This is a genomic window from Oceanicaulis sp. MMSF_3324 (assembly GCF_030733545.1).
GTDB lineage: Bacteria > Pseudomonadota > Alphaproteobacteria > Caulobacterales > Maricaulaceae > Oceanicaulis.
In genome coordinates this window covers 106701-129901 of record NZ_JASHIU010000010.1, presented here as the reverse complement: position 1 = coordinate 129901, position 23201 = coordinate 106701, and the positions used below count along the sequence as shown (strand labels likewise).

The following is a 23201-nucleotide window of genomic DNA, read 5'->3' as shown; positions in this document are numbered from 1 at the left end:
CTGGCTACATGGATACACGCTCTTCTTCAAACGCGGCCCTGGTGCTGTTTTCCGGCGGTCAGGACTCCGCCACGTGCCTGGCCTGGGCGCTGTCCCGCTTTGAGCGGGTGGAAACGATCGGGTTTGACTATGGCCAGCGCCATGAGGTGGAGCTGAGCGCGCGACAGACCGTGCGGGCCTCCATGCTCGAGGCGTTTCCCCAGTGGGCGGACCGTCTGGGCGAGGACCGTCTGGTGGACCTGTCCGGCTATGGCGCGCTGGCGGAAAGCGCGCTGACCGCGGACATGGAAATCGCCATGACCGAAGCGGGGCTACCGTCGACCTTCGTGCCGGGACGCAATCTCGTCTTCCTCACCGTCGCCGCCGCACTGGCCTATCGCCGGGGCATCGACGTGCTGGTGGGCGGCATGTGCCAGACCGATTATTCGGGCTATCCCGACTGTCGCGAGGACACCATCCAGACCCAGGCCAGGGCGCTGGGTCTGGGCCTGGATCGCCCCACGGTGATCGAAACCCCGCTCATGCATCTCGATAAGGCGCAGACCTGGGCGTTGGCGCATGAGCTAGGCGGTGACGCGCTGGTCGATCTGATCGTCGAGCACAGCCATACCTGTTATCGCGGCGAGAGGGGCGCGCGACATGACTGGGGCTATGGCTGTGACGACTGCCCGGCCTGTGATCTGCGCAAAAAGGGCTGGCTGGCCTGGCGCAAGGATGCGGCGAGCTGATGACCTATTCCGTCAAGGAAATGTTCCTGACCGTTCAGGGGGAAGGCGGCCAGACGGGGCGCCCGGCGGTGTTCCTGCGCTTTGCCGGCTGCAATCTGTGGAGCGGACTGGAGCGCGATCGCGCCAGCGCGATCTGCCAGTTCTGCGATACCGATTTTGTCGGCGTGGACGGCGTCAATGGCGGCAAGTTCAAGACGGCCGAAGCCCTGGCGGAGGCCGTCGCGAGCCTGTGGCCGGGCGGGGGCGAACCCTATGTGGTCTGCACCGGGGGCGAACCGCTCTTGCAACTGGATGCGCCGCTGATCGACGCCCTGCACGATGCTGGCTTCACGATTGCGGTGGAGACCAATGGCACCATCGAGGCGCCTGAAGGCATCGACTGGGTCTGCGTCAGCCCCAAATCCACCGCGCCGCTCAAGCAGATCTCCGGCGATGAGCTCAAGCTCGTCTACCCCCAGCCAGAAGCCATGCCTGAGCTTTTCTCAGGGCTCGATTTCAAGCAGTTCCGGCTCCAGCCCATGGATGGGCCGGACCAGATGAAAAATGCTCAGGCCGCTTTCGAGTACTGTCTCAAGCACCCTCAATGGATGCTCAGTCTTCAGACGCACAAATGGATTGATGTGCCCTAGGCGGGCGTCTGGTCGCACAGATCCGTGACGACCTTGTCGTCAGCCATCGTTTTGCCCGGCGTCACCACGTCCACGGCGCCGCCGACCACCTTGCCGGCGGTGCCCACCACGGCGCCGGTCGCGCCCACGGCGAGATCGGCGGTCTGCACCACGATGCAGCCGGGCGTCATCATCACAGCAGCGAGGGCGATCATCGCAAGGACCGGGCGCATCATGGCGAACTCCACACAAAAAACCGGCGAAGCAGGGGGCTCCGCCGGATCTTGTGTCTAGCGCTCGGCGCTTAAGGCCGGGTGAAGGTAGCGGCTAAAGCGAATCCACCATCACGATTTCGGCGTCTTCGATGGCGGTGATCTCGATCACCGGTTCATCCACGATCGCCGCGCCGTCTCGCGCGCCCAGGGTTTCATCATTGACCGTCACGGCCCCTTTTGCGAGCGCCAGATAGGCGTGTCGGCCGTCCTCCAGCGCGTAACGGGCGGATTGGCCGGCCTTGAGCGTGCCGCCCAGAACCCGCGCATCGGCGCGGATGGGCAGGGCGTCCTCATCACCCGTCCGGCCGGAGGCCAGCACCACCAGCTCACCGGCGCGGTCATCCTTGGGGAAGCTGCGGCTGTCCCAATAGGGCTCGCCGCCACGCTCATCGGGCATGATCCAGATCTGGAAGATCCGGGTCAGCTCGTCTTCCTGATTGTATTCGGCGTGACGGATGCCCTTGCCCGCGCTCATCACCTGCACATCGCCCGCAACCGTGCGCCCTTTATTGCCCAGGCTATCCTGGTGGGTGATGGCGCCGTCGCGCACATAGGTGATGATTTCCATTTCCGCATGCGGGTGGGGCGGAAAGCCCGTTCCGGGCTGGATCTCGTCATCGTTCCAGACGCGCAGCGCGCCCCAACCCATGCGTTTGGGATTGTGGTAGGAGCCGAAGCTGAAATGGTGTTTGGCGTTGAGCCAGTCGATCCGGAACGCGCCCAGATCTTCAAAATAACGCACATCGATCATGACGAACCCTCCTTAGCTCGTGTGTTGGACACACAGATAGCGACTGGAGGGCGCGTCATTAATGACAGGGTTGGACCGTCAGTTTTGCTGATCGGGAAAGGATCACTCCGCCGGGGCCGGAACGGGCGCGGATTTGGGTCTGAGGGTGAAGCGCGGCAACAGCCAGTGCACCAACGGCCCGATCGAGATCGCATAGAGCACCGTCCCGATCCCCACCGTGCCGCCCAGAGCAAAGCCGCTCGCCAGCACCAGGAGCTCGATCCCCAATCGGACGCGACCCACTGGCCACCCCGTGCGCCCGCATACACCGGTCATCAGGCCGTCGCGCGGGCCAGGGCCCAGACCTGCGCCGATATAGCTGGCCGTGGCCACGCCATTCAGGCCAATAGCGCCGAGCAGGACCACAGCGCGTAGCGCATAGCCACCCAGCTCGGGCACGACCAGCAAGGTCAGGTCCGCCACCGTGCCGATCAGCAGCACGTTCATCACTGTTCCGATCCCCGGCCGTTGCCGGATCGGCCACCAGGCCAGAAGCACCAGCAGCCCGACCAGATTGACGGTCATGCCGAAGCTCAGGCCGATGCGCTCGGACAGGCCTTCATGGAAGACATCCCAGGGATCAAGACCCAGATTGGCGCGAACCATCAGGGCCAGCGAGACGCCATAGGCTGTTAGGCCCAGGTGCAATTGGACAAGACGCTTGATCAACATGGGACATAGGAGGGGCAATCTTGGCCTTAAAAAATAGGGCCAAGTTACAGGGCTTGGCGCTATGATGACGCGTCGGCGTGAATCAGGATCCACCCATGTCAGAGCGTTCCTTATCCCTCCCCGGCGTCCGCCGTCTCATGCGCGGCTGGCGCGATTCATCTTCGGCGCCGGCCTATCGCCAGATTGCGGACCGCTTGCGGTTCGGCATTCTCGATGGGCGGATCGGGCTCAGCGTCAGGCTGCCGGGCGAGCGGCGTCTGGCTGAAGAACTGGGCGTGGCGCGGATCACCGTGTCGCAGGCCTATGACCTGTTGCGCGCGGACGGGTTTCTGGAGAGCGGTCAGGGGCGGGGATCGGTCACCGTTCTGCCCGATGGCGCGGAAGCGCTGCAGGAGGGCGCCAGCAACGATCCGGGATTGATGGACCTTGCCGCGGCGACGACCCGCGCCCATCCCGATCTGGCGCCGGCCTACCGCAAGGCCATGGAGCATTTGCCGGCGCTCCTGCCGCACTCCGGTTACGAGATGCGCGGCGAGATCGGCTTGCGCACGGTTCTGGCGGATCGCTATGCCGAGGTCGGCGTCGCGGTGTCGCCTGACCAGTTGATGATCTGCCAGGGCGCCCAGCATGGTCTGGTGCTGCTGATCCGGGCCTTCCTCAAACCTGGCGATCAGGTCGCGGTTGATCTGCCGAGCTATCCCAACGCCCTTGAGGCCTTTCATCAGGCGGGTGTTCAGATGCGCGGCTATCCGGTGACCGAGAGCGGTTGGTCGGTCGCCGAGCTGGAGCGTGATCTGGCGCAAGGCCGCTACAAGATGGCCTATCTGATAGCGGACCATCACAATCCCACCGGTCAGGTGATGGACGCGGAGGCGCGTTTCCGGCTGGCCCGCGCCGCCAAGCGCGGCGGGGCGCTTATTGTGTTTGATGAATGCGTGCGTGAGCTGTGGCGGGACGCGCCGCCGCCCCTGATCGATCCACCGCATTATCGCGCGCCGATCGTGCGGCTGGGGTCCGCCAGCAAGGTGTTCTGGGGCGGTTTGCGCACCGGCTGGATCGCGGCGGACCGGCGCATCATTGATCAGGTTCACGCCACACGCTCTTCCATTGATCTGGGCGGGCCGCCTCTGGAACAGATCACCACGCGCGTGCTCTTCGAGGACTTTCCCGAGGCGGTCGCCAGACAACGCGCGCAATTGCGCGACGAGCACGCCTTTTTAAGCGCCGAGATCGCGCAGCGTTTCCCCGACTGGATCAGCCTGGAGGTGGCGGGCGGCATGTCGCTCTGGCTGCGCCTGCCAAGAGCGGTCAGCGCGGCGCTTGCGGGCGCGGCGCGGGACCTGGGACTGAAACTCGAACCGGGGCCGCGCTTCTTCCTGCACAAGGGCGGCGAACAGAATCTGCGCCTGCCCTTCAGCCGTGATCCGGCCTTCATGACACGCGCGCTGGATATCCTGGAGCAGGCCTGGGCGCAGACTGGCGTTTCACAGTCACTGACGGGTCAGGCGCGTGCGGAATCGCCGGTCTTCTAGGCGCCTTCACGCCGCCAGGCGAGCGCCAGAAGGCCCAGGATCAAAAGCGCGATCAAAAGACCGGGCGCCAGCGGAACCGACTGGGCGTCTATGACCCGATAGGCGTCGTTGCGCTTGAACCCGGCCCAGTTCATGCCGGCCTGGCGGGCGCGGGCATTGGTGCGGCGCAGATCGGGCAGCTCGACATCATCGCCCAGGGTGAACACTGCGCCATCGCTGGAGTCCACCAGGGTCGCAAAGCCTTCAGGGTCGGGACGCAGGTCGCGGTATTCCAGAGGGTTGAGCGGTCCCGAGGCGGTCACGGTCGTCAGATCGCCGGAGCGCAAACGGACCAGGCCCTGTTCGCGGGCCGCCATGCGTTCGGTGTAAACGCCCAGACCGGTCTGATCCATTTCCACGGTGTCCTGGGCGCCGGACGGCCATTCAATTTCCAGATCCGGCACATCGTCCGACAGGGTGTTGCGGGTCACTTCCAGCTCGCCATCCACCACGCGGGCGCTCAAGCGCTCTTCGTCGAGCTCAGGTTCGCCCATCAGCCAGTGCGCCACGCGTCGGAACAATTCGTCATGCGGGCCGCCGCCCTCATAGCCGCGGGCCCAGAGCCAGGCCTGGTCGGACAGCAGGATCGCGGCGCGGCCCTCGCCTTCATGGGACAAGGTCAGCAGCGGGTCGCCATTGGGCGCTTCCAGCACGGTCTCACCCGAGAGCGGACGCGCGCCGATGCGCCGGAACCAGGGGCCCCATTCGCCTTCGCCCGACAGCATGGGCCGGGTCACGGGATGGCGTTCGCCGATGGCGCTGATTTGCGGAATGAAGCTTTCCTCGCTGATCAGTCCGGTCGGAGAGGCGGGCAGAACGCTGGCGAGCGGAGAGCGCGCCACGCTTTCAGGGCCGGCGAAAGGCGGGCCGGTGGTGACCAGCAGCGCGCCGCCGCCTTCGACATAATTGGCGATATTGTCAAAATAGAGCGGGCGCAGAATGCCGCGTCGGCGATAGCGGTCAAAAATGACCAGATCGAACTCTTCAAGGCTGAGCTGGAAAAGCTCGAAGACCGGAAAGGCGATCAGGGCCAGCTCGTTGGCGGGCACGGAATCATCCTTGTCCAGCGGGCGCAGAATGGTGAAGTGCACCAAGTCCACGCTGGGGTCGGATTTGAGAAGATTGCGCCAGGCCCGCGCGCCATTATGCGGCTCGCCCGTCACCAGTAGAACGCGCAGACGATCCCTGACGCCGGTGACATTCACCGCCGCGCGATTATTGATCAGCGACAATTCGCCCGGGCCGGGCTCCACCTCGATCTCGACCACATTGGGGCCGCGATTGGCGATTTCCGCCTGAACCGTCACATCCTGGCCGATCTGGACCCGGGCGCTGATCGGGTCACCCCCGTCCACATAGAGATTGACCATGGCGGTGCCGGTGGCGGCGCCCTCATCTTCCACGCGCAGGGTGAAGCTGACTGGATCGCCCACAAGCCCGTAGCGCGGCGCCTGGGAGACGATAAGGCGGCGATCGCGCGCTTCAGGGTCACCGGTCAGGAAGTGATGGACGGGCGCGTCCAGACCCAGCGTGTCCGCATCGGGCGGGGTGTCATGCACCTGACCGTCCGAGGCGATGACCACGCCGGCGAGCCGATTGCGGGGCGCTTGCGACAAGCCTTGTTGCAAGGCGCGGTTCAGGCGCGTGCCGTCCTCGGACGCGCCGCCGCTGACCTCGACCAGATCCAGTAGCGGATCGCTCTCCGCCAGAGCGCGCAGGGCATTGGCGGTCTGCTCTGCTGCGTAAGTCCGAGTGCCGATCTGCATGGATGCGCTGTCATCAGTGATCAGCACCGCCACATCACTGAGCGGCTCGCGCGTTTCCTGCACCAGCGCCGGGTTCAGAAGCGCGCCCGCCATCAAGAGGCCCGCGATCGCGCGCCAGAGCCAGCTCTTGAGCCCGCGCACCAGTGCGTAGAGAGCGACCGCCAGCGCCAGCGCGCCCAGACCATAGGCGAGGGCGGGGGGAACCAGCGGGGAGAAGGAGAGCGTTACGGCGTCCATCAGTCCTGTCCCAGTCGCTGCAGAATGGCGGGTACGTGAACCTGGTCCGCCTTGTAATTGCCGGTGAGCGAATACATGGCGAGATTGACCCCGAAGCGGATGGCCATTTCGCGTTGGCGCGGCCCGCCTTCAACCGGAGCCAGAGGGCGACCCTGCTCATCAATGGCCCAGGCGGCGGCCCAGTCCGCCGATCCGATCACCACCGAGGAGGCGCCGTCCCGGCCCGAGCTTTCAGGGTTGGCTTCGACCCAGACCGGCGTGTCGGGATAGCGGCCGGGAAACGCGCTCAACAGATAGAAAGTCCGGCCCAGCACATGATCCTCAGGGATCTGATGCAATGGCGGCACCTCGACGGAATCAAGCACGCGCACAAGGCCCGGATGCGGCGCCATGCCCCGGCCGGAGGCGCGCCCGTCGCGGGTGTCAAAAACGATCAGCCCGCCGGCATTCATATAGGCCGTGACCCGGGCGGCGGCTTCGTCAGACAGCGCCGGGGCGTCCTCGGTCAGCGGCCAGTAGATCATCGGGTAGAACAGGATGTCGTCCTGTTCGATATCCACCCCGACCGGCGCGCTGGGCTCCACGGCGCTGCGGCGCGTGCTTTCCCGCGACAGCCCTGCCAGACCGGCGCGGCTGAGCTGGTCGATGCGCGCATCCCCGGTCAGTACATAGGCGAGGCGCACTTCCAGGGCCTGCTCCTGGATTTCGGTCACGCCTTGCCCCTGAGCGAGCGCGTCAGACGGGACAACGGCCAGTCCGATCAGGGCCGCCACGGCGAGCGCGCCCAGATTGCGCGCCGCGAAGGGCATGCGCCCGGACAGGAACAGGGTGATCAGGCCATCCACGCACAGAAGGATCAGGGCGAGGCTCAGGAGCGGCCCCGCCATGCGGGTCTCCACAGCGCCAGAGCCGGTGCGATAGGTCGCGCCGGGCAGGTCCCGGGCGATCAGCGCCAGGCGGTCGCCGGGCTGCATGACATTCAGGGCGGAGCTGGCCGCCCCGAGAGTCCAGACGCCGGGCGGGGTGGTCGCGCTGGCACGGGCGGTGGTGAAGGCGTCCGCCGCGATCATCTCGGCCTGTGTTGCGGGGGCGATGAGACGCCCTTCCGCATTCAGCTCGCGCTCCAGACCCCAGGCGCCGCCCTGGGGCGGGGTGGGGTCGGCGCCGCCGCTGAGCGCCAGCGTGCGCTCCAGCATGGCCGGGTACAGTCCTGACAGGGGCAATGACGACCAGTCCGGCCCGGCGGTGACGTGAAACAGCACCACCCAGCCCTGGCCATAGCGATCCGCGGTCACAAGCGGGGTGCCATCGTCCAGACGCGCCCAGACCTTGGCGTCGAGATCGGGACCGGGTTCCGCGAGCACTTGCCGGGTGACCTGGGCTTCTTCGGGCGCGACTAGGCCGGAGAAGGGGCTGTCATCGGGGAAGGGGGCCAGGCCCTGCGGGTCTTCCCAGGCCATGGCGCCGCCGAACAAGCGTCCGCCCTCGCGCAGGCGCACCGGCAATAACGGATCGGTGCGCGTCGCCAGATTGGGACCGGAGAAGCGGATCAGCAGCCCGCCTTCATCCACGAATGCGGTCAGGCGATCATCCTCGATGCGGGCATTGTCGACCATGACAAGCGCAGAGGGTTCGCTTTGCAACAGGGTTTCAAGATCGCCGCTCACCAGCTCGGCCGTGCCTGACAAGGCTTCGCGGGCATAGTGGTAATCGGACAGAAGCGGTTGGCGCTCGCCGCCCGTATCAGGGCGGATCAGTCCGACGCGCGGACGCCGCCAGCGATCGCCGGTGATGTGCGTCGCTCCAGCCGAGCCAAAGCGATCCAGCGTGATGCGGGCGATCTGATTGCGCAGATCGAGCGGCAGGCTGGCGGCGAGATCCAGGCGTTGTTCGCCGGCTTGAAAGCGCCCATCCAGCCGCGCCAGCGCCTGTCCGTCCGCACCCAGAGCGGTCAGGGTGACCGGGCGTTCCGCCTCCTGGTCCGCGCGCACGAGACGCACCGTGAAGCCGTCCGGCTCCACGCCGACCCGAGTCAGGCCGATCGCGGTTTCACTGGGATCGGGAAGAACGATGCTTAAAGCGCCGCGCCCATTGAGCAGGCGGGCGAGGGCCTGGTCTCCGTCCGTTCCGGCCAGACCGTCACTGATCCACAGCGTGTCAAAGCGTTCGGGCGCGCCGGGCTGACCCAGAATGGTCTCGAGACGGTTCGCAGTGATGTCGCGAGCGGGCGGCCAGGCGCGCAGTTCATGCGCGTTCAGGCGCGACAGGGCGTTGCTGGCGGGGCCGAATGACAGATCAGTCTGGCTGGCGGGCGCGGCCGTAAACACCAGAAGGACGTCCCGGCCATCGCTGCGCGCCGCGATCAGCTGGCTGCGGGCCTGGGCCTGCATGTCCGGCCAGCCCGGCGCGGAACGCCAACCATCATCCACCAGCACCAGCAAGGGGCGGTCCGAATTCACGTCCGTGTCGGGGCTGAGGATCGGGCGGGCCAGCGCCAGCACGATGAGGGCGGCCATTACAAGGCGCAGCACCAGAAGCCACCAGGGCGTCGATTGCGGGGTTTCGGGAGTCCGCGCGAGATCCTGCAACAGGCGCAGCGGCGCGAAGATCACCCGCGACGGCGCCGGCGGCGTGGCGCGCAGCAGGAACCATAGGAGCGGCAACACCGCGAAGGCGGCCAGCGCCCAGGGCGCGGCGAAGGCGAGCGATCCCACTGTGATCATGACTGTGGCTCTGACAGGGCTTGATAAAGCGCGAGGACGGCGCTCGCCGCCGGACGGTCGGTGCGATGCGTGATCAGTCGCCAGCCATATTGGCGCGACAGGTCCGCCAGCTGGGCGCCATGGCGCGTCCAGGCGTCATGATAGGCGGAGCGGGCATCTTCGGCGCGACCGAACAACAGGCTGTCGCCGCTGGCGGCGGCTTCAAAGCGTGTGCGGCCCTTGAAGGGGAAATCCTCTTCGGCCGGGTCGACGATGCGCAACAGCGCGCCCGTCGCGCCCTGTGCGGCGAAACGATTGAGGCGGGCGCGCCAGGTTTCAATGGGATCGAGAAAATCGCTGGCGATCACAAGCCGGGCATGGCGCGGCATGTCCGCCGCTTCCACGTGTTCAGCCGGGCCTTCGCCCAGGGCCAGGGCGCGGCTGACAGTCTCGATGCCTTGGCGACCTGCGCGTGCGCGCCCGGTCTCGCCCAGCACCGACAGGCGCTCGCCGCCGCGATTGAGCAGGCTCGCAATCGCCATCAGGCAGACCGAGGCGCGTTCCTTCTTGATGGGCAGGCCGCGCGAATGCAGCTGCATCCCCGCCGAGCCGTCCCGCCAGAAATAGACCGCGTTCGCCGCCTCCCATTCCACTTCGCGGATATAGAGGTGATCGCCCTGGGCGGAACGGCGCCAGTCGACGAAGCGCGCGCCGTCTTCGGGGCGATGATGGCGATACTGCCAGAAGGTTTCCCCCTGTCCGGCGCGGCGGCGGCCATGCACGCCATGGGCGACGCTCGCCGCAATGCGCTCGGCTTCGGCCAGCAGCGCAGGGAAACGCGCCGCCGCCTCCTCCGCGTCATGGCGCAGGCGGGTCATATAGGACGGGGCGGGCGCCGGGCTCATCGAAATCCTATGCGGCGGCGTGGGCGAGGCGGTCGATCAGGGCGTCGAGCTGGACGCCCTCGGCGCGCGCGGCGAAGCTCAGCGCCATGCGGTGTTTCAGCACGGGTCCCGCCAGCGCCAGCACGTCTTCGGTGGATGGGGCGAGGCGGCCCTGGACCAGCGCCCGGGCGCGCACGGCGAGCATCAACGCCTGACCGGCGCGCGGACCGGGCCCCCAGCTGACGCCGTCGCGCACATCCGGATCGGTCGAGCGATCCGGGCGGCATTGTTCGAGCAAGGACAGAATGGCGTCGAGCACCTGTTCGCCCACCGGCATGGCGCGCACCAATTGTTGCAGATCGAGGATTTCCTCGGCGTTCAGCACCGGTTCGGCGAGCGCGTCTTCCGTGCCCGTTGTCGCGAGCAGGATGGCGCGTTCCTGATCCTTGTCGGGATAGGGCACGTCGATCTGCATCAGGAAGCGGTCGAGCTGGGCTTCGGGCAGCGGATAGGTGCCTTCCTGCTCGATCGGGTTCTGGGTCGCGAGCACATGGAAAGGCTGGGGCAGATCATGGCGCTCGCCCGCCACGGTGACAAAGCCCTCCTGCATGGCCTGGAGCAAGGCGGCCTGGGTGCGCGGGCTGGCGCGGTTGATCTCGTCCGCCATCAGCAGGCGACAGAAGACCGGGCCGGGGATGAAGCGAAAATGGCGTTTGCCGTCCGCGTCCTGGTCGAGCACTTCCGAACCCAGAATGTCCGCGGGCATCAGGTCGGGCGTGAATTGCACCCGCTTGTCCTCAAGGCCGGTGACGACCGCCAGCGCGTGCACCAGACGGGTCTTGGCCACGCCCGGCGGGCCCACCAGCAAGCCGTGTCCGCCGGACAGGATCACCGCGAGCGATTGTTCGACCACGTCATCGAGCCCGATAATGGACTTGGCGATGGACTGGCGAACCTCCGCAAGACGGCCGGTTGCAGCGTCTGCGCGAGCTGAAAGCGCCTGTACGTCTTCCTTCGAGGTGGGCATCGGCTTACATCCTTGAACGAGGCAGTTTTCTGACCTCAAACATGGCCGCAGCCAGAGGAGGTGTCCATGGGCGCACCGAAGTCTGAACAAGATGCAATGCAGTCGCTGCTTTCGGCGGCGGAGGCGATCGATACCGCAGACGGCTATCCCCCGGTTGAAAAATGGGAGCCGGACTATTGCGGCGAGATGGATCTCGTCATCAAGCGCGACGGCAGCTGGTGGCATGAAGGCACGCGCATCGGACGCGAAAAACTGATCCGCCTGTTCGCACGCATCCTCAGAAAGGATGCCGACGGACAGACCTATCTCGTCACCCCGGTCGAGAAGATCCAGATCAAGGTCGAGGCCGCGCCCTTCCTGGCCGTTCGTGTGGATCGCACGGGCGTGGGCCAGGAACAGAAGCTGGGCTTTCAGACCAATCTTGATGACGCCGTGATCGCAGGGCCCGAGCATCCGATCCGGGTGGAGACCGGCCCGGATGGCGAGCCTGAACCTTATGTGCATGTGCGCGGACGACTGGAAGCGCTGATCACGCGCGCCGCGTTCTATGACCTCGTGGAGTTCGCCGAGCGCGGCGAGGACGAGAACGGCCAGCCTGTCATGGGCGTCTGGAGTCGCGGCGTCTTCTTTCCCCTGGGACCGGCTGCATGAGCGCCGATGTCGAGGCGATACTGAAGCGATTGCGCACGGTGCTTGACCCGGCGAACGCTCCCGGCGCCTCCCGTCCGACGCGGGGGGATGGTGATCTGAACGATATGCCGACCCCGTCGCCGCGAAAGCTCAAGCCGGCCGCCGTTCTGGCCTTGCTGGTCAAGCGAGAGAGCGGCCTGACGGTGCTTTTCACCCGGCGCGCCGACCATTTGCAGGCCCATGCCGGGCAGGTCAGCTTTCCGGGCGGCCGGCAGATGGCCGGACGGGAAACACTGGCCGAATGCGCCCTGCGCGAGACCGAGGAAGAAGTGGGGCTCAAGCCCGAACAGATCACGCTGTTGGGACGCTGGGAAACCTATGAAACGGGCACGGGGTATGCCGTGACGCCTTTCGTCGGCGTCATCGAGCCGGGATTTGAGCTCTCTCCCGATCCGGGCGAGGTTGCGGAAGTGTTCGAAACGCCGTTCGATTTCCTGATGGACCCGGACAATCACAAGCTCGAGGAACGCGAATTCGCCGGCATGTTGCGGCGGTTCTACGCCATGCCTCATAAGGGGCGGTATATCTGGGGGGCGACGGCGGGCATGCTGCGCGCTCTGTCCATTCGCTACGCACAGGGCCGACCGCTCGAAACGGTCCGGTCTGCACGGGAGAGCCGCTGATGACTCGTATCTTTCTGCTCATGCTCGCCGCCTTCGCGCTGCCTTATATCGTGGCGCGCATCCTGTCGGCTGCGGGTGTGATCAAGAAACCCCTGTCGGCGATTCTGGGCATTGTGCTGGGGCTGGGCGCCGCCATGGTCATGCTGGTCGTGATCGTGCTCGTGGAGACCGATTCCAGTTCTCGTGACGGCGCGTATCAACCGCCGCGTCTGGAAGATGGCGAGATCCGGCCCGGACAGTTCGAGGACCGCGACCCGCCGCCAACCGAAGAGCCGATCTAGCGGGGCTCTCATGAAGCTTGATCCGTCACAGCACGCCTTTCTGCGCGCGCCAGCAACGCTTGCCGTGATGGATGCGCTCAGCCCCGGGGATACGGATCGGGCGCGCTATGTGGGCGGGTGCGTGCGCAATGCGCTTCAGGGCGTGCGCGTGGATGATGTGGATATCGCCACCCAGCTGACGCCGCAGCAGACCGTTCAGGCTCTGGAGGCAGCGGGCATCAAGGCGATTCCCACCGGGCTCGATCATGGCACCATCACCGCCGTGGCGGACGGCCAGCCGTTTGAGATCACGACCCTGCGCAAGGATGTCTCCACCGATGGTCGACGCGCCGTGGTGGCCTTCACCACCGATTGGGCGCTGGATGCGGGGCGTCGCGATTTCCGTCTCAATGCAATTTATGCGCGCCGCGACGGCAGCCTGTTCGACCCGTTTGACGGCGTGGCGGACGCGCTGGCGCACCGTGTGGTCTTTATTGGAGACCCCGATCAGCGCCTGGCCGAGGACGTGCTGCGGATCCTGCGCTTTTACCGGTTCAACGCCTGGTATGGCTCGGATCTCGACCCCGAGGGGCATGCCGCCTGCGTGCGCGCCGCCCCCAAACTGGTCGAGCTGGCGCGCGAGCGCGTCTGGAAGGAAATCAAGAAGCTGCTGGGCGCGCCAGACCCGGGGGCTGTGGCCAAAGCGATGCAGGAAGGCCACGTTTTTGATCCGGTTTGGCCCGGACGGCTCGACTTAAACCTTCTCTTAAGCATAATTAACGCCGACCGAGGGAAAAGGCGCGCGCCTGACACGCTCATAAGAGCGGCGGCGTTGTGCGGGGGAGATGTGACCACAGTGCGTAGCCTGTGCCATCAGATGAAAGCGTCGAACGCGGAAACCACTCGCCTGGCCGCGATGTGTGCGGAGCCGACGTCTGACGCTGTGGCGGTGCGGCCGGGATCGGATGCGCGCGCGCGTCGCCGTGCGCTTTATGCCTTGGGCGCCCAAACCTTTTCAGACCGGATGCGCTTGGCCGAAGCCCGCGGAGATGGCGACGCCGAGTCGGATCTTGAAGCCGCCGCGCACTGGCGCAAACCGGTCCTGCCCGTTACAGGACGCGACCTGATCGAGCAGGGTTTTGAGCCGGGCCCGGATCTGGGCGCGCTGATGAAAACGCTGGAGACGCGCTGGATCGAGAGTGATTTCAGTCTGGATCGTCAGGCGCTTCTGGCGCTGGCCAGCGAGGTTCGGGGGTGAGCCTGTCCGAGCTCTTCTCGCTGCGCTATCGCGCACGGGTGGGCAGCGGAGAGCTGTTCGCGGCGGACCTGCACCTGCACGACCGGCGCGCGCTTGAAGAGAAGGCCAAGGCCCTCAACTTCACCGAGGCGGAAACGACCAACGCGTCTGTGGACGCCGAAATGGCTCTGCGCATCCAGCTCGCCAAGACCATCAGCGCCGCCAATGACAAGCGCAAGATCAAGGACCTGCCCCGCCGGGCGCGTCAGACCATGGCCGACGCCTATCTGCAGGCGAACCGGGCGCACTGGTCCGCTGCGGCGGAAGATCCGGGCTTTGACAATCTCTTCCACGCGCCAGGCAAGGTGTTCGACCGTGATCCGCTCTATGGGGAGAAGTGGAGCGTCACCGCCAATCTTCTTGTCTTCGATTTTGTGGAGGCGTTCTTTGACCTGCTTCCCGGCGAGGAGCAGCTCGAATTCAGCCGCGATCTCAATCAGCGGCTGCAGCGCGGGGAATCGCGCTGGTATTTTCAGCTTGGCCGCTGGCGCCGCGATGACTGGCCGCGCGAGCGCGACAGCCAGTTCGACCAGATCCTGTTCTCGCTCAAGAGCCAGGCCGATCAGGCGCTGACCGCGCAAGACAACAAGATCCGCAATGGCGAAAGCCTGGAGGCGGGCAAAACGCTCGACCCCCAGAAGGTGTCGCAATCGCTGTCTGAAGCGGCCCGGAGCCTGTGGGAGGCGGACCGGCTGCTGGATTCAGACCTTCTGTCCAAGAAGGTGCGCCATGGCGCGGCGGTGCGCGCGGCGCGCCATGCGCTGGATGAATGCCTGACCCATTTCCGGGGCAAGCTGGACGGCCCGTTCGTGAAGGCCAAGCCGCCCAAGGGCAAGAAGCCGGGCCGGGGGCTGCCGCGGATAGGCGCGCCCTCGGCGGACAAGTCTGCGCTCAAGGGCGTGTCGGACGGATTGGCCGCGGCGATCCGGATCGAGATGATCGGCAAATGGCTGGCCCATGGCGGCCCGGACGCGCTCAAGAGCCAGCGGCTCAACGCCCTGGATCGCGCCAGCCTGGCGGAAATGCTCATGCGGCTGGTGCTGTTCGGCCTGCCTGAAACCGATAGCCCGGACGATATTGAAGAGGCCGAGGCGGAAGAGATCCGCAGCTATTCCAAGATCACGGGCGTGCGCAAGACGCCGAGCAAGAACGGCAAGCTGCTCAATCATGGCGAAGGCAGCCTGATGCTCAACGTCGATGACGAGGCGAGCGCCCGTCTCGCCGTGGATGTGCTGGCGCGCTTGTGTCAGTTCGCCACCGGTTCGGCCGGCGCAGTGCGTGATGCGACCGAAATGCGCGCCAGCCAGCCGCTCCATCGCGACCTGGATCCGCTTGAGGATTTTCCGCGTCGGGCGGAGCCGGCCTTCTGGCTGGTCGCCACCAACTGGCTGATCATGGGCGGGGCGGGGGCCGCGCTCATTGGTCTGGGCTTCGTGTTCGGGCTGCTGGCGGCGGGCTGGTCGCCCGGCTTTGCTCCAGGCTAGGCCTATTCGTCCGTGCCGCTTTCACTGACCGGAGCGACCCGTGCGCTGTCCTCAGACAGGGCTTCCAGACGGGCATAGGCGGTTTCATCGCCACGACGGGCGCGCTCGATCAGGTCCTGAAGGGCGATATAGCGGCTTTCCAGCTCCTGGCTTTCACGCTGGCGAGCCTGGGAGCCGACCTGCGCATCCAGGCGGGCGCGGAACGCCTCGATCACATCCTGCCGGTTGCGCTGGGCGATGCCGCCATCCTCATCGGACAGGGCGTTAAGCAGGGTATCGAACGGGCTTTGCGACTGGCTGAGATCGGGGACCTCAACGCCGGCGTTCACTGATTCCTGCTCGACAACGGCCTGCATGGTCTCCCGCGTGCCGCGATAGCGCTCGGAATTCTGTTCTTCTTCGGACAGGGAATCATAAAACTCGATATAGGCGCGCGCCCGGGTCAGCACATCGCCGGTGTGCTCGGGCGCTGTGAAGGCTTCGCGCTCGCGCTCCAGCATCTTCATGCGGGTTTCACGCGCTGTTTCGGCGTCCAGGCCGGGTTGTTCCAGCACTGCGGCGTAATTGTCCTGATAGGCGCGGGCGCCGGCCAGCGCGTTGCGGAAGATCGCATTGCCCCGATCGGAAATCAGCGCGTCCACGCGCGCCGAGGCCCCGTTCAGAACCGCCCGCGCTGCGGCGGACAGGCTGACCGTGTCATTGGCGCTCTTGGCGGAGGGGTTCTGCCCTTTGGCGTCTGAACGCGCCTTGGCGGTTTCGTTCTGCGGCGTGGCGTTTGCGCCATTGGGACCCAGATACGGGCCCTGAACGCCAACTGTGTTGACCATGTCTCGCTCCCTGGAGGCGGCATGCCGAGTCCATCAAGCGATGCGGTGAGTCTGCTAACCGGTCGTTAACGCAGATTAAGGCTTTGCTTACGGCCAGCGCGCATGGGGCGGCATGGAGGACAGGATCGAGTTGATATTGCCGCCGGTTTCGAGCCCGAACTTGGTGCCGCGATCATACAGAAGGTTGAACTCGGCATAGCGGCCCCGGCGTACCAGCTGTTCCTCGCGATCCTCATCGGTCCAGCTCTGGCCCATGCGGGTCTTCACGATCTCGGGATAGGCGCCGAGGAAGGCCTCGCCCACATCGCGGGTGAAGGCGAAGTCCGCTTCATGATCGCCACTGTCGAGATGGTCATAGAAGATGCCGCCCGTGCCGCGCGGTTCGTTGCGGTGCTTGAGCCAGAAATACTCGTCGCACCAGTCGGTGAAGCGCTGATAATAGTCCGGATCATGGGCGTTGCAGGCGGCCTGTGCGGCGGCGTGAAAACGCCGCGAATCCTCATGGGTCTTGTGGCGCTGGTAGTCCTGGGTCGGGTTCAGATCCATGCCGCCGCCGAACCAGCTCAGCGTGGTGGTGATGAAGCGAGTGTTCATGTGAACGGCCGGCACGTGCGGATTGCGCATGTGGGCGATCAGGGAAATGCCGGTGGCGAAGAAGCGCGGATCGGTGTCCGCGCCGCGCACGCGCGCCGCGAATTCGGGGCTGAACTCGCCAAACACGGTGGAGACATGCACGCCGACCTTCTCGAACAGGCGGCCATGCATCATGCCCATCACGCCGCCGCCCAGCTCTTCCTGACCGTCGCCGCGCTTCCAGGGGGTCAGCTCGAAACGCCCCGTATCGCCCGGATAGAGCGACGGATCAGCAGCGTCCTCAAGCGCTTCAAACGCCTTGCAAATGCGGTCACGCAGCGATTCAAACCAGGTTTTCGCGCGCTCGCGGCGGTCCGCCAGGACATCGGGGCTGGGTTTGGCGGGTGCAGACATGCTCGCTCCTCAAGCTTCAGGCCTTGCGAAAAGATACATACGGGCCGCAGCTGGCAAGCCAAAACGGCGCCTGAAGCGCTGGCGCAGTGAAGAGGCGCGCTTTAGGCTTCGCCGCCAGAATGCCGGCCTGAATATGGAATTCCGATTGCCATGATTGATCCGTTGTCCGATTTGCGCGATGCGCGCCGACGCGAAGACCTTCTGGGCGTGTCTGTGGAAGTGCGCCGCCTGATCGAGGCGAACGCCCAGCTGGGCAGCCAATGGGGCGATGTCGCCGGACTGGCGATGGAAGTGGGTGATGAGGTCGCCGCCCTGATGGCGGCCGAACGACTGACGCAGTCTGCGCCGAATTATCCGCAGTCCTGGTTGTGGCTGGCGTCCGCCCTGTCCGGGCTGGGGCGTCACCAGCAAGCCCTGGACGTCATCGAACGCCTGATCTCCCAGCAACCCAATGACCCCGGGCTTCAACGTCGCGCCGGGCGCGCCTTGCTGGAGCTCGGCCGCACGAATCTCGCCGAGTTGAGCTTTCGTCGGGCGATCAGCCTGGATCGATTTGATGTCATGGCGTGGGAAGGCCTGTCCGAATGCATCACGTTTGAGTCCGGCTCGGCGGAACTGGGCGCTCTGGAGGAAATGCGCATCCAGAACACCACCAATATGTCCTCCACCGAGCGTGGCGTGCTCGCCTATACGCTCGCCAAAGCGTATCGCGATGTGGGGGAGACGGCTGTGGCGGCCATGCGCGTGGCGGAAGGCGCCGCCTTCTGCCGGGATGACATCGGCTTCGACACCGACCGTCATGAAGTGTCGGTCAAGGCGCTGATCGCCAGCTATGAGCCGCAATTTGTCGACACGCATGAGGATGCCGGCGTTATTGACGGGCGTCCGGTCCTGATCATGGCGCCGCCCTGCACGGGCGCGGACTGGCTGGCCGAGGTTCTGGCGTCTGATGGCGAAGCGGGCGCCCTGCCGCGCAAGAACGGGTTGTTCTGGCTGAACGCGACGCCGCTCGGGGACCAGACCCTGAAGGAAATTTCCGACGCCATCGAGGCAGGCTGGGGCCGCAATGTGCTGGGCGATGTGGGCAAGCGCTATCTGAGCCAGGCTGAAGAAGCGCTGGGCCGGTCGGCGACGCGAATCATTGACCCCAGTTCGTTGTCGGAGATGGCGGGCGGGGCCTATGGCGTCTGCCTGCCCGCCGCGAAGATGATCCGGATTGTCCGCGAGCCGCGCGATCTGGCCTGGAGTATTTACAAGACCCGCTTCCGCAAGGCGCGGCACTGGACCTATCATCCCGACGATATCGCGCGCGTCATGGCCTGCCATAACCGCCTGTGCGAGCACTGGGAAACGCTTTTCCCCGGCCGTGTCATGACGGTGCGGTTCGAGGATTTGCTGTCCGATCCCCAGGCGGCGGTGCGCGAGGCGGCGAAATTCATCGGTGTGGACGCCGATGCCGCCGCGGCCGAAGCGTGGCTGCGCGCTGATCGGCTCACAATCGACCCTGAAGGCGTGCACAAGGATGCGGGCGAACGCTTTGAGCCGCTGGAATCGGCGCTGGCTCGGGCCGGGCTTGTCCAGGCGGGCGACTAGGCGGACAGCAAGTTTACGAGTTCCTCGCCCGCCATGCGCACGGGCGCCCCGGAGCGTTGGGTCCGGGCGAGGATCAACGCGCCTTCCAGCGTTGACAGACACAGGGTGGCGAGGCGCCGGGCGCGCTCGGCGGGCGTCCCCTCGGCAACCAGTTGCCGGGCCAGTGCGTCGATCACGCCCTCAAAGGCGCCGCGAATGGCCGCAACCAGGTCCGGCGCGCCATTGGCCTGTTCCAGAGCGACCGTGGCCACGGGGCATCCCCGGCTGAAGTCGGACCCTTCCAGCCATCCCGCTAGATCGTCTGCGAACGCCGCGATCGCTCCGGCGGCTGATCCCTGGCTTTCCAACCGGGACGTGAGGGTGTGTTGCAGGACCTGGCCGGCGGCCTCCATCGCCGCCACGCCCAGCTCGGCCTTGCCCCCCGGAAAATGATGGTAGAGCGAGCCCTTGGGCGTTTGCGCCCGGTCAAGGATTTCCGAAAGCCCTGTGGCGGCGAAGCCCTGTTCCTGAAACAGCTGGGCCGCCGCGCTGATCAGCCGCGTGCGTGAGGATTCGCGCTTGCGGCCCGCTCGTGCCGCCGCGGGGCGTTGGGATGACGACATGCCGGTAACTCCTTGACGTCGAGCTTGCCCGAGGCGATCTCTGAAGTCTATATAGACCGGTCGGTCTATTTTTGGAGTCTGTCATGTCGTCGTCGTCGCCATCGCCTGAAACGCCTGTGGTCAACGCCGAAGTGCTTCGCGAGGTCATCAAGGTCCAGCCCTTCACCCGCTGGACAGGTCTGGAGATTCTCAAGGCGGAGGACGGTGAGGTCATCACGCGGCTTGAATTGCGCAAAGACGACATGACCCAGCATCATGGGTTCCTGCATGGCGGGCTGGTCGGGTTTCTGGCCGATAACGCAGCTGCTTATGCAGCGGCCACACGGGTGGGGGATGTGGTCACATCCCAATTCACCCTGAACTTTCTCTCGCCGGGTGTGGGCGATGCTTTCAGGGCGCATGCTCAAGTGGTCAAGGCGGGCCAGCGCCAGGTGGTCGTTCGGGTGGATATCATCGCCGAGCAAGAGGCTGACGAAAAACTCATCGCTATCGCCCAGGCGACAATTTTACCCGCCGGCGAGCGCTAGAGAGCAGGTTTGCCACTTAATTCGCTCTGCGGTTTGTCATTTTTCTTGGGGAAAATCTGCGTTTATGGCCAGATCGCGGCCATTGTACGGGATAATCTGGTTGAAAAATAAGGGGGGTCGCATTAATCCGCCCCTCTATCTGCGTTGTATGTTTGCAGGGGCTGCGTCAGCACGCCGCACCGACAAGCCGCAGCGTTAGGCTAAGTCTGAGATCGCGCGCTAGCGTGCGTAGGGTCTGCCAGGCCCTGCGGGGCGGGCAGTTCGAATTCAAGAGGTCGGCACGTGACGGACGTGAACAGCAATCCCGAGACCGGTGGCGAAGAGCCGTCGCGCCGGGACTTTCTCTACATCGCATCGGTCGGAGCGGTAGGCGTCGGTGGCGCACTCACCCTTTGGCCGTTCATTGATCAGATGAACCCGGCGGCCGATACGCTGGCGTTGTCCACCACCGAGGTAAATCTCAGTGCGCTCGAAGAGGGCGCGGAGATCACGGTGATGTTCCGCGAGCGTCCGCACTTCGTGCGTCGCCGCACCGCCCAGGAAATCTCCGAGGCGGCTGAGGTGGAAGTGTCGCGTCTGCCGGACCAGCTGGCCCGCAACGCCAACCTCGAAGACAGCGCCCCGGCGACCGACGCCAACCGTTCGACCCTGTCCGCAGGCGTCGACGAAGGCGTTGAGGTGGACGAGGCCCTGCGCAGCGCCATGCTCGTGACCAGTGCGAACTGTACGCACCTGGGCTGCGTGCCGACCGAAGGCGCCGGCGATTACGACGCCTGGTTCTGCCCGTGCCATGGTTCGCACTACGACACCGCAGGCCGTATCCGTCGTGGCCCGGCCCCGGAAAACCTGCCGATTCCGCCGATGACCTTCATCTCGGCAACGACATTGCGTCTGGGCTAGGGAGAGCGAGTAATGAGCGGACCGAGCACTTACGAACCGAAAACCGGCGTGGAGCGTTGGCTTGACCAGCGCCTGCCGATCGTGCGCCTGGGCTGGGACTCCTTCGTGGACTTCCCGACCCCGCGCAACCTGAACTACTGGTACACCTTCGGCGGCATCCTGACCGTCTGTCTGATGATCCAGATCGTCACCGGCATCGTGCTGGCCATGCACTATGTGCCGCACATCGATTACGCCTTCGCTTCGGTGGAGCGGATCGACCGTGACGTGAACTTCGGCTGGCTCTTGCGGAACATTCACGCCAACGGCGCGTCCATGTTCTTCCTGGCCGTCTACCTGCACATGCTGCGCGGGCTCTATTACGGCTCCTACAAGGCGCCGCGCGAGCTTCTGTGGATCCTCGGCGTCGTCATCTACCTTCTCATGATGGCCGCTGCCTTCCTGGGCTATGTGCTGCCATGGGGCCAGATGTCCTATTGGGGCGCGATGGTGATCACCAACCTGTTTGGCGCTCTGCCCCTGATCGGCACGCCGATCACGGAATGGCTGTGGGGCGGCTTCTCGGTGGGCAACGCCACGCTGAACCGCTTCTTCTCACTGCACTACCTGATCCCGTTCCTGATTGCGGGCATTGTGGGTCTGCACGTGTGGGCGCTGCACGTTCCGGGCAACAACAACCCGACGGGCCTGAGCATCAAGACCAAGGCGGACACGCTGCCCTTCCACCCGTACTACACGGTGAAGGACGGCTTCGCGATCATCGTCTTTATGATCATCTTCGCCTTCTTCGTGTTCTACTGGCCGGACGCTCTGGGCCACGCCGACAACTACATCGAAGCGAACGCCCTTGTGACCCCGGCGCACATCGTGCCCGAATGGTACCTGCTGCCGTTCTACGCCATCCTGCGGGCCGTGCCCGACAAGCTGGGCGGCGTGATCTTGATGTTCGGCGCCATCGGCGTGCTGTTCATCCTGCCCTGGCTGGATACTTCCAAGGTGCGCTCCATGCGTTACCGCCCGCTGGGCCGCTGGTTCTTCGTGTTCTTCGTGATCGCGTGCCTGGGCCTGGGCTGGTGCGGCGCTGAACTGCCGGACAACAAGGTTCCGGTGCTGGGCGCGATCGGCCTGAACTTCCTGTGGCTCGGTCGTATCCTGACCCTGTACTACTTCGCCTATTTCCTGGTGATCCTGCCGCTTCTGGGCTTTATCGAGAAACCCACCCAGCGTCCGGCCTCCATCGAGGAATCGGTGCTTGGCAAAGGCAAATCCGACGCGTCGGCTTCCGCCGCGCCGGCCGAATAAGGAGAGCGATAGATGAAAATGATCCAACGCCTCCTGGCTGCCGCTGCGGGCGCTCTGGCGCTCGCAACCCCGGCCGCGCTTGCGGCCGAGGCTGGCCATCACCCGGCTGACTACGACTTCAGCTTTGAAGGTCCGTTCGGCACGTTTGATCGCGCCCAGTTGCAACGCGGCTTCCTGGTGTATCAGCAGGTCTGCTCGGCCTGTCACTCCATGAACCAGCTGCACATTCGCAATCTGGGCGAAGAGGGCGGTCCGTTCTATTCGGAGGAATATCCGAACCCGAACGACAACCCGGTCGTGCGCGCCATCGCGGCGGACTACATCGTCGAGGATGGTCCGGACGAGTATGGCGACATGTTCGAGCGTCCCGGCCGTCCGGCTGACCGCTTCCCGAACCCGTACGCCAATCCTCAGATGGCTGCAGCCGCCAATGGCGGCGCCATGCCGCCGGATTTCTCGGTGATCGTGAAAGCGCGTCACGGCGGTGCGGAATACATCCGCTCGCTCATGCTGGGCTATGACTACGAAGTGCCTGAAGATGTGCGCATCGGCCCGGGCCAGTACTACAACCCGTACATGTCCGGTGGCGTGATCGCCATGCCGCCGCAGCTGCAGGACGGTCTGGTCGAATACGCTGACGGCACCGAGGCCACCAAGGAACAGATGGCGACCGACATCGCCGCCTTTCTGGCTTGGGCCGCTGAGCCGCACATGGAAGTGCGCAAGAAGATGGGCCTGATGGTCATGATCTACCTGCTGGTTCTGGCCGGGCTTCTCTACGCCGCCTACCGTCAGGTCTGGTCGAATGTGAAGCACTAGGCTTCGCTCTTCAGCCTTGAATGATGACGG

General features: G+C 65.3%; 23 protein-coding genes. 13 read left to right on the top strand and 10 right to left on the bottom strand.

Annotated features, from left to right (window positions below; genetic code table 11):
* Nucleotides 1-8 precede the first annotated feature (8 nt).
* Both queC and queE read left to right on the top strand, forming a co-directional pair.
* Complete coding sequence (queC, locus tag RBA95_RS11155) at nucleotides 9-728, top strand: 7-cyano-7-deazaguanine synthase QueC (protein ID WP_306016937.1); 720 nt, start codon at nucleotides 9-11, stop codon at nucleotides 726-728.
* Nucleotides 728-1357 carry a 7-carboxy-7-deazaguanine synthase gene (queE, locus tag RBA95_RS11150; RefSeq protein WP_306016936.1) on the top strand — a complete coding sequence of 210 codons (630 nt, stop codon included), beginning with the start codon at nucleotides 728-730 and terminating at the stop codon, nucleotides 1355-1357. The genes queC and queE overlap by 1 nt, the downstream gene beginning before the upstream one ends.
* Here the strand turns inward: queE and RBA95_RS11145 are convergent.
* The 3 genes from RBA95_RS11145 to RBA95_RS11135 all read right to left on the bottom strand — a co-directional run bounded on the left by RBA95_RS11145 (nucleotide 1354) and on the right by RBA95_RS11135 (nucleotide 3073).
* Nucleotides 1354-1572, bottom strand: a complete 219-nt coding sequence (locus RBA95_RS11145) for a hypothetical protein (RefSeq protein ID WP_306016935.1) — start codon at nucleotides 1570-1572, stop codon at nucleotides 1354-1356. The genes queE and RBA95_RS11145 overlap by 4 nt on opposite strands.
* A gap of 91 nt (nucleotides 1573-1663) precedes the next feature.
* Nucleotides 1664-2362: a pirin family protein gene (locus tag RBA95_RS11140; protein WP_306016934.1), complete on the bottom strand. Its 699-nt coding sequence runs from the start codon at nucleotides 2360-2362 to the stop codon at nucleotides 1664-1666.
* Nucleotides 2363-2464: 102 nt separating this feature from the next.
* On the bottom strand, nucleotides 2465-3073 hold the full coding sequence (locus tag RBA95_RS11135) for a YitT family protein (RefSeq protein WP_306016933.1): 609 nt from the start codon (nucleotides 3071-3073) through the stop codon (nucleotides 2465-2467).
* A 95-nt stretch (nucleotides 3074-3168) separates the two neighbouring features.
* Here RBA95_RS11135 and RBA95_RS11130 point away from each other — a divergent pair, with 95 nt between their 5' ends.
* The gene (locus tag RBA95_RS11130) at nucleotides 3169-4605 is read left to right on the top strand and encodes a PLP-dependent aminotransferase family protein (RefSeq protein ID WP_306016932.1); all 1437 of its coding nucleotides are present in this window, start codon (nucleotides 3169-3171) and stop codon (nucleotides 4603-4605) included.
* Here RBA95_RS11130 and RBA95_RS11125 read toward each other — a convergent pair.
* From RBA95_RS11125 to RBA95_RS11110, 4 genes are read right to left on the bottom strand one after another with little or no spacing between them, the layout of a single operon-like run.
* Complete coding sequence (locus RBA95_RS11125; protein ID WP_306016931.1) at nucleotides 4602-6647, bottom strand: hypothetical protein; 2046 nt, start codon at nucleotides 6645-6647, stop codon at nucleotides 4602-4604. The genes RBA95_RS11130 and RBA95_RS11125 overlap by 4 nt on opposite strands.
* Entirely contained in the window at nucleotides 6647-9370 is a 2724-nt protein-coding gene (locus RBA95_RS11120; protein WP_306016930.1) for a DUF4159 domain-containing protein, read from the bottom strand. The genes RBA95_RS11125 and RBA95_RS11120 overlap by 1 nt, the downstream gene beginning before the upstream one ends.
* Nucleotides 9367-10254 (bottom strand): DUF58 domain-containing protein, encoded by an 888-nt coding sequence (locus RBA95_RS11115; RefSeq protein ID WP_306016929.1) that lies wholly within the window; start codon nucleotides 10252-10254, stop codon nucleotides 9367-9369. Before RBA95_RS11115 ends, RBA95_RS11120 begins: the two co-directional genes overlap by 4 nt.
* 7 nt (nucleotides 10255-10261) lie before the next feature.
* Nucleotides 10262-11260 (bottom strand): MoxR family ATPase, encoded by a 999-nt coding sequence (locus RBA95_RS11110; protein WP_306016928.1) that lies wholly within the window; start codon nucleotides 11258-11260, stop codon nucleotides 10262-10264.
* Between the two features lie 66 nt (nucleotides 11261-11326).
* Between RBA95_RS11110 and RBA95_RS11105 the strand changes: the two genes are divergently transcribed.
* The 5 genes from RBA95_RS11105 to RBA95_RS11085 are packed head-to-tail and all read left to right on the top strand — an operon-like array spanning nucleotide 11327 to nucleotide 15614.
* Nucleotides 11327-11911: a DUF1285 domain-containing protein gene (locus RBA95_RS11105; protein ID WP_306016927.1), complete on the top strand. Its 585-nt coding sequence runs from the start codon at nucleotides 11327-11329 to the stop codon at nucleotides 11909-11911.
* Complete coding sequence (locus tag RBA95_RS11100; protein ID WP_306016926.1) at nucleotides 11908-12573, top strand: CoA pyrophosphatase; 666 nt, start codon at nucleotides 11908-11910, stop codon at nucleotides 12571-12573. The genes RBA95_RS11105 and RBA95_RS11100 overlap by 4 nt, the downstream gene beginning before the upstream one ends.
* Nucleotides 12573-12854 (top strand): hypothetical protein, encoded by a 282-nt coding sequence (locus tag RBA95_RS11095; RefSeq protein ID WP_306016925.1) that lies wholly within the window; start codon nucleotides 12573-12575, stop codon nucleotides 12852-12854. Before RBA95_RS11100 ends, RBA95_RS11095 begins: the two co-directional genes overlap by 1 nt.
* A 10-nt stretch (nucleotides 12855-12864) precedes the next feature.
* Nucleotides 12865-14091: a CCA tRNA nucleotidyltransferase gene (locus RBA95_RS11090; RefSeq protein WP_306016924.1), complete on the top strand. Its 1227-nt coding sequence runs from the start codon at nucleotides 12865-12867 to the stop codon at nucleotides 14089-14091.
* The gene (locus RBA95_RS11085) at nucleotides 14088-15614 is read left to right on the top strand and encodes a hypothetical protein (RefSeq protein WP_306016923.1); all 1527 of its coding nucleotides are present in this window, start codon (nucleotides 14088-14090) and stop codon (nucleotides 15612-15614) included. Before RBA95_RS11090 ends, RBA95_RS11085 begins: the two co-directional genes overlap by 4 nt.
* Nucleotides 15615-15616: 2 nt before the next feature.
* On the opposite strand, the gene RBA95_RS11080 is transcribed toward RBA95_RS11085, so the two are convergent.
* Entirely contained in the window at nucleotides 15617-16441 is an 825-nt protein-coding gene (locus RBA95_RS11080; protein WP_306016922.1) for a hypothetical protein, read from the bottom strand.
* A gap of 87 nt (nucleotides 16442-16528) precedes the next feature.
* Complete coding sequence (gene hemF, locus RBA95_RS11075; protein WP_306016921.1) at nucleotides 16529-17428, bottom strand: oxygen-dependent coproporphyrinogen oxidase; 900 nt, start codon at nucleotides 17426-17428, stop codon at nucleotides 16529-16531.
* A 150-nt stretch (nucleotides 17429-17578) separates the two neighbouring features.
* Here hemF and RBA95_RS11070 point away from each other — a divergent pair, with 150 nt between their 5' ends.
* Nucleotides 17579-19021: a sulfotransferase gene (locus RBA95_RS11070; protein ID WP_306016920.1), complete on the top strand. Its 1443-nt coding sequence runs from the start codon at nucleotides 17579-17581 to the stop codon at nucleotides 19019-19021.
* Here the strand turns inward: RBA95_RS11070 and RBA95_RS11065 are convergent.
* Nucleotides 19018-19623 carry a TetR/AcrR family transcriptional regulator gene (locus RBA95_RS11065; RefSeq protein WP_306016919.1) on the bottom strand — a complete coding sequence of 202 codons (606 nt, stop codon included), beginning with the start codon at nucleotides 19621-19623 and terminating at the stop codon, nucleotides 19018-19020. The genes RBA95_RS11070 and RBA95_RS11065 overlap by 4 nt on opposite strands.
* Nucleotides 19624-19706: 83 nt before the next feature.
* Between RBA95_RS11065 and RBA95_RS11060 the strand changes: the two genes are divergently transcribed.
* The 4 genes from RBA95_RS11060 to RBA95_RS11045 all read left to right on the top strand — a co-directional run bounded on the left by RBA95_RS11060 (nucleotide 19707) and on the right by RBA95_RS11045 (nucleotide 23171).
* Nucleotides 19707-20150, top strand: coding sequence for a PaaI family thioesterase (locus RBA95_RS11060; protein ID WP_306016918.1), 444 nt, complete (start codon nucleotides 19707-19709; stop codon nucleotides 20148-20150).
* 282 nt (nucleotides 20151-20432) lie between these two features.
* A complete protein-coding gene (gene petA, locus RBA95_RS11055; RefSeq protein ID WP_306016917.1) occupies nucleotides 20433-21050 on the top strand; it encodes a ubiquinol-cytochrome c reductase iron-sulfur subunit in 618 nt (205 codons plus the stop codon).
* A gap of 12 nt (nucleotides 21051-21062) precedes the next feature.
* Complete coding sequence (locus RBA95_RS11050) at nucleotides 21063-22352, top strand: cytochrome b N-terminal domain-containing protein (RefSeq protein ID WP_306016916.1); 1290 nt, start codon at nucleotides 21063-21065, stop codon at nucleotides 22350-22352.
* A 12-nt stretch (nucleotides 22353-22364) separates the two neighbouring features.
* Nucleotides 22365-23171: a cytochrome c1 gene (locus RBA95_RS11045; RefSeq protein ID WP_306016915.1), complete on the top strand. Its 807-nt coding sequence runs from the start codon at nucleotides 22365-22367 to the stop codon at nucleotides 23169-23171.
* Nucleotides 23172-23201: the final 30 nt, after the last annotated feature.

Excerpts from the sequence above, each read along its gene's own strand:
- RBA95_RS11045 (WP_306016915.1), top strand. The coding sequence starts at position 22,365 with ATGAAAATGATCCAACGCCTCCTGGCTGCCGCTGCGGGCGCTCTGGCG.
- RBA95_RS11115 (WP_306016929.1), bottom strand. The coding sequence starts at position 10,254 with ATGAGCCCGGCGCCCGCCCCGTCCTATATGACCCGCCTGCGCCATGAC.
- RBA95_RS11140 (WP_306016934.1), bottom strand. The coding sequence starts at position 2,362 with ATGATCGATGTGCGTTATTTTGAAGATCTGGGCGCGTTCCGGATCGAC.
- queC (WP_306016937.1), top strand. The coding sequence starts at position 9 with ATGGATACACGCTCTTCTTCAAACGCGGCCCTGGTGCTGTTTTCCGGC.
- RBA95_RS11080 (WP_306016922.1), bottom strand. The coding sequence starts at position 16,441 with ATGGTCAACACAGTTGGCGTTCAGGGCCCGTATCTGGGTCCCAATGGC.
- RBA95_RS11135 (WP_306016933.1), bottom strand. The coding sequence starts at position 3,073 with ATGTTGATCAAGCGTCTTGTCCAATTGCACCTGGGCCTAACAGCCTAT.
- RBA95_RS11070 (WP_306016920.1), top strand. The coding sequence starts at position 17,579 with ATGATTGATCCGTTGTCCGATTTGCGCGATGCGCGCCGACGCGAAGAC.
- RBA95_RS11060 (WP_306016918.1), top strand. The coding sequence starts at position 19,707 with ATGTCGTCGTCGTCGCCATCGCCTGAAACGCCTGTGGTCAACGCCGAA.
- RBA95_RS11120 (WP_306016930.1), bottom strand. The coding sequence starts at position 9,370 with ATGATCACAGTGGGATCGCTCGCCTTCGCCGCGCCCTGGGCGCTGGCC.
- RBA95_RS11100 (WP_306016926.1), top strand. The coding sequence starts at position 11,908 with ATGAGCGCCGATGTCGAGGCGATACTGAAGCGATTGCGCACGGTGCTT.
- RBA95_RS11095 (WP_306016925.1), top strand. The coding sequence starts at position 12,573 with ATGACTCGTATCTTTCTGCTCATGCTCGCCGCCTTCGCGCTGCCTTAT.
- RBA95_RS11145 (WP_306016935.1), bottom strand. The coding sequence starts at position 1,572 with ATGATGCGCCCGGTCCTTGCGATGATCGCCCTCGCTGCTGTGATGATG.
- RBA95_RS11105 (WP_306016927.1), top strand. The coding sequence starts at position 11,327 with ATGGGCGCACCGAAGTCTGAACAAGATGCAATGCAGTCGCTGCTTTCG.
- queE (WP_306016936.1), top strand. The coding sequence starts at position 728 with ATGACCTATTCCGTCAAGGAAATGTTCCTGACCGTTCAGGGGGAAGGC.
- RBA95_RS11050 (WP_306016916.1), top strand. The coding sequence starts at position 21,063 with ATGAGCGGACCGAGCACTTACGAACCGAAAACCGGCGTGGAGCGTTGG.
- hemF (WP_306016921.1), bottom strand. The coding sequence starts at position 17,428 with ATGTCTGCACCCGCCAAACCCAGCCCCGATGTCCTGGCGGACCGCCGC.
- RBA95_RS11110 (WP_306016928.1), bottom strand. The coding sequence starts at position 11,260 with ATGCCCACCTCGAAGGAAGACGTACAGGCGCTTTCAGCTCGCGCAGAC.
- RBA95_RS11065 (WP_306016919.1), bottom strand. The coding sequence starts at position 19,623 with ATGTCGTCATCCCAACGCCCCGCGGCGGCACGAGCGGGCCGCAAGCGC.
- RBA95_RS11090 (WP_306016924.1), top strand. The coding sequence starts at position 12,865 with ATGAAGCTTGATCCGTCACAGCACGCCTTTCTGCGCGCGCCAGCAACG.
- RBA95_RS11130 (WP_306016932.1), top strand. The coding sequence starts at position 3,169 with ATGTCAGAGCGTTCCTTATCCCTCCCCGGCGTCCGCCGTCTCATGCGC.
- RBA95_RS11125 (WP_306016931.1), bottom strand. The coding sequence starts at position 6,647 with ATGGACGCCGTAACGCTCTCCTTCTCCCCGCTGGTTCCCCCCGCCCTC.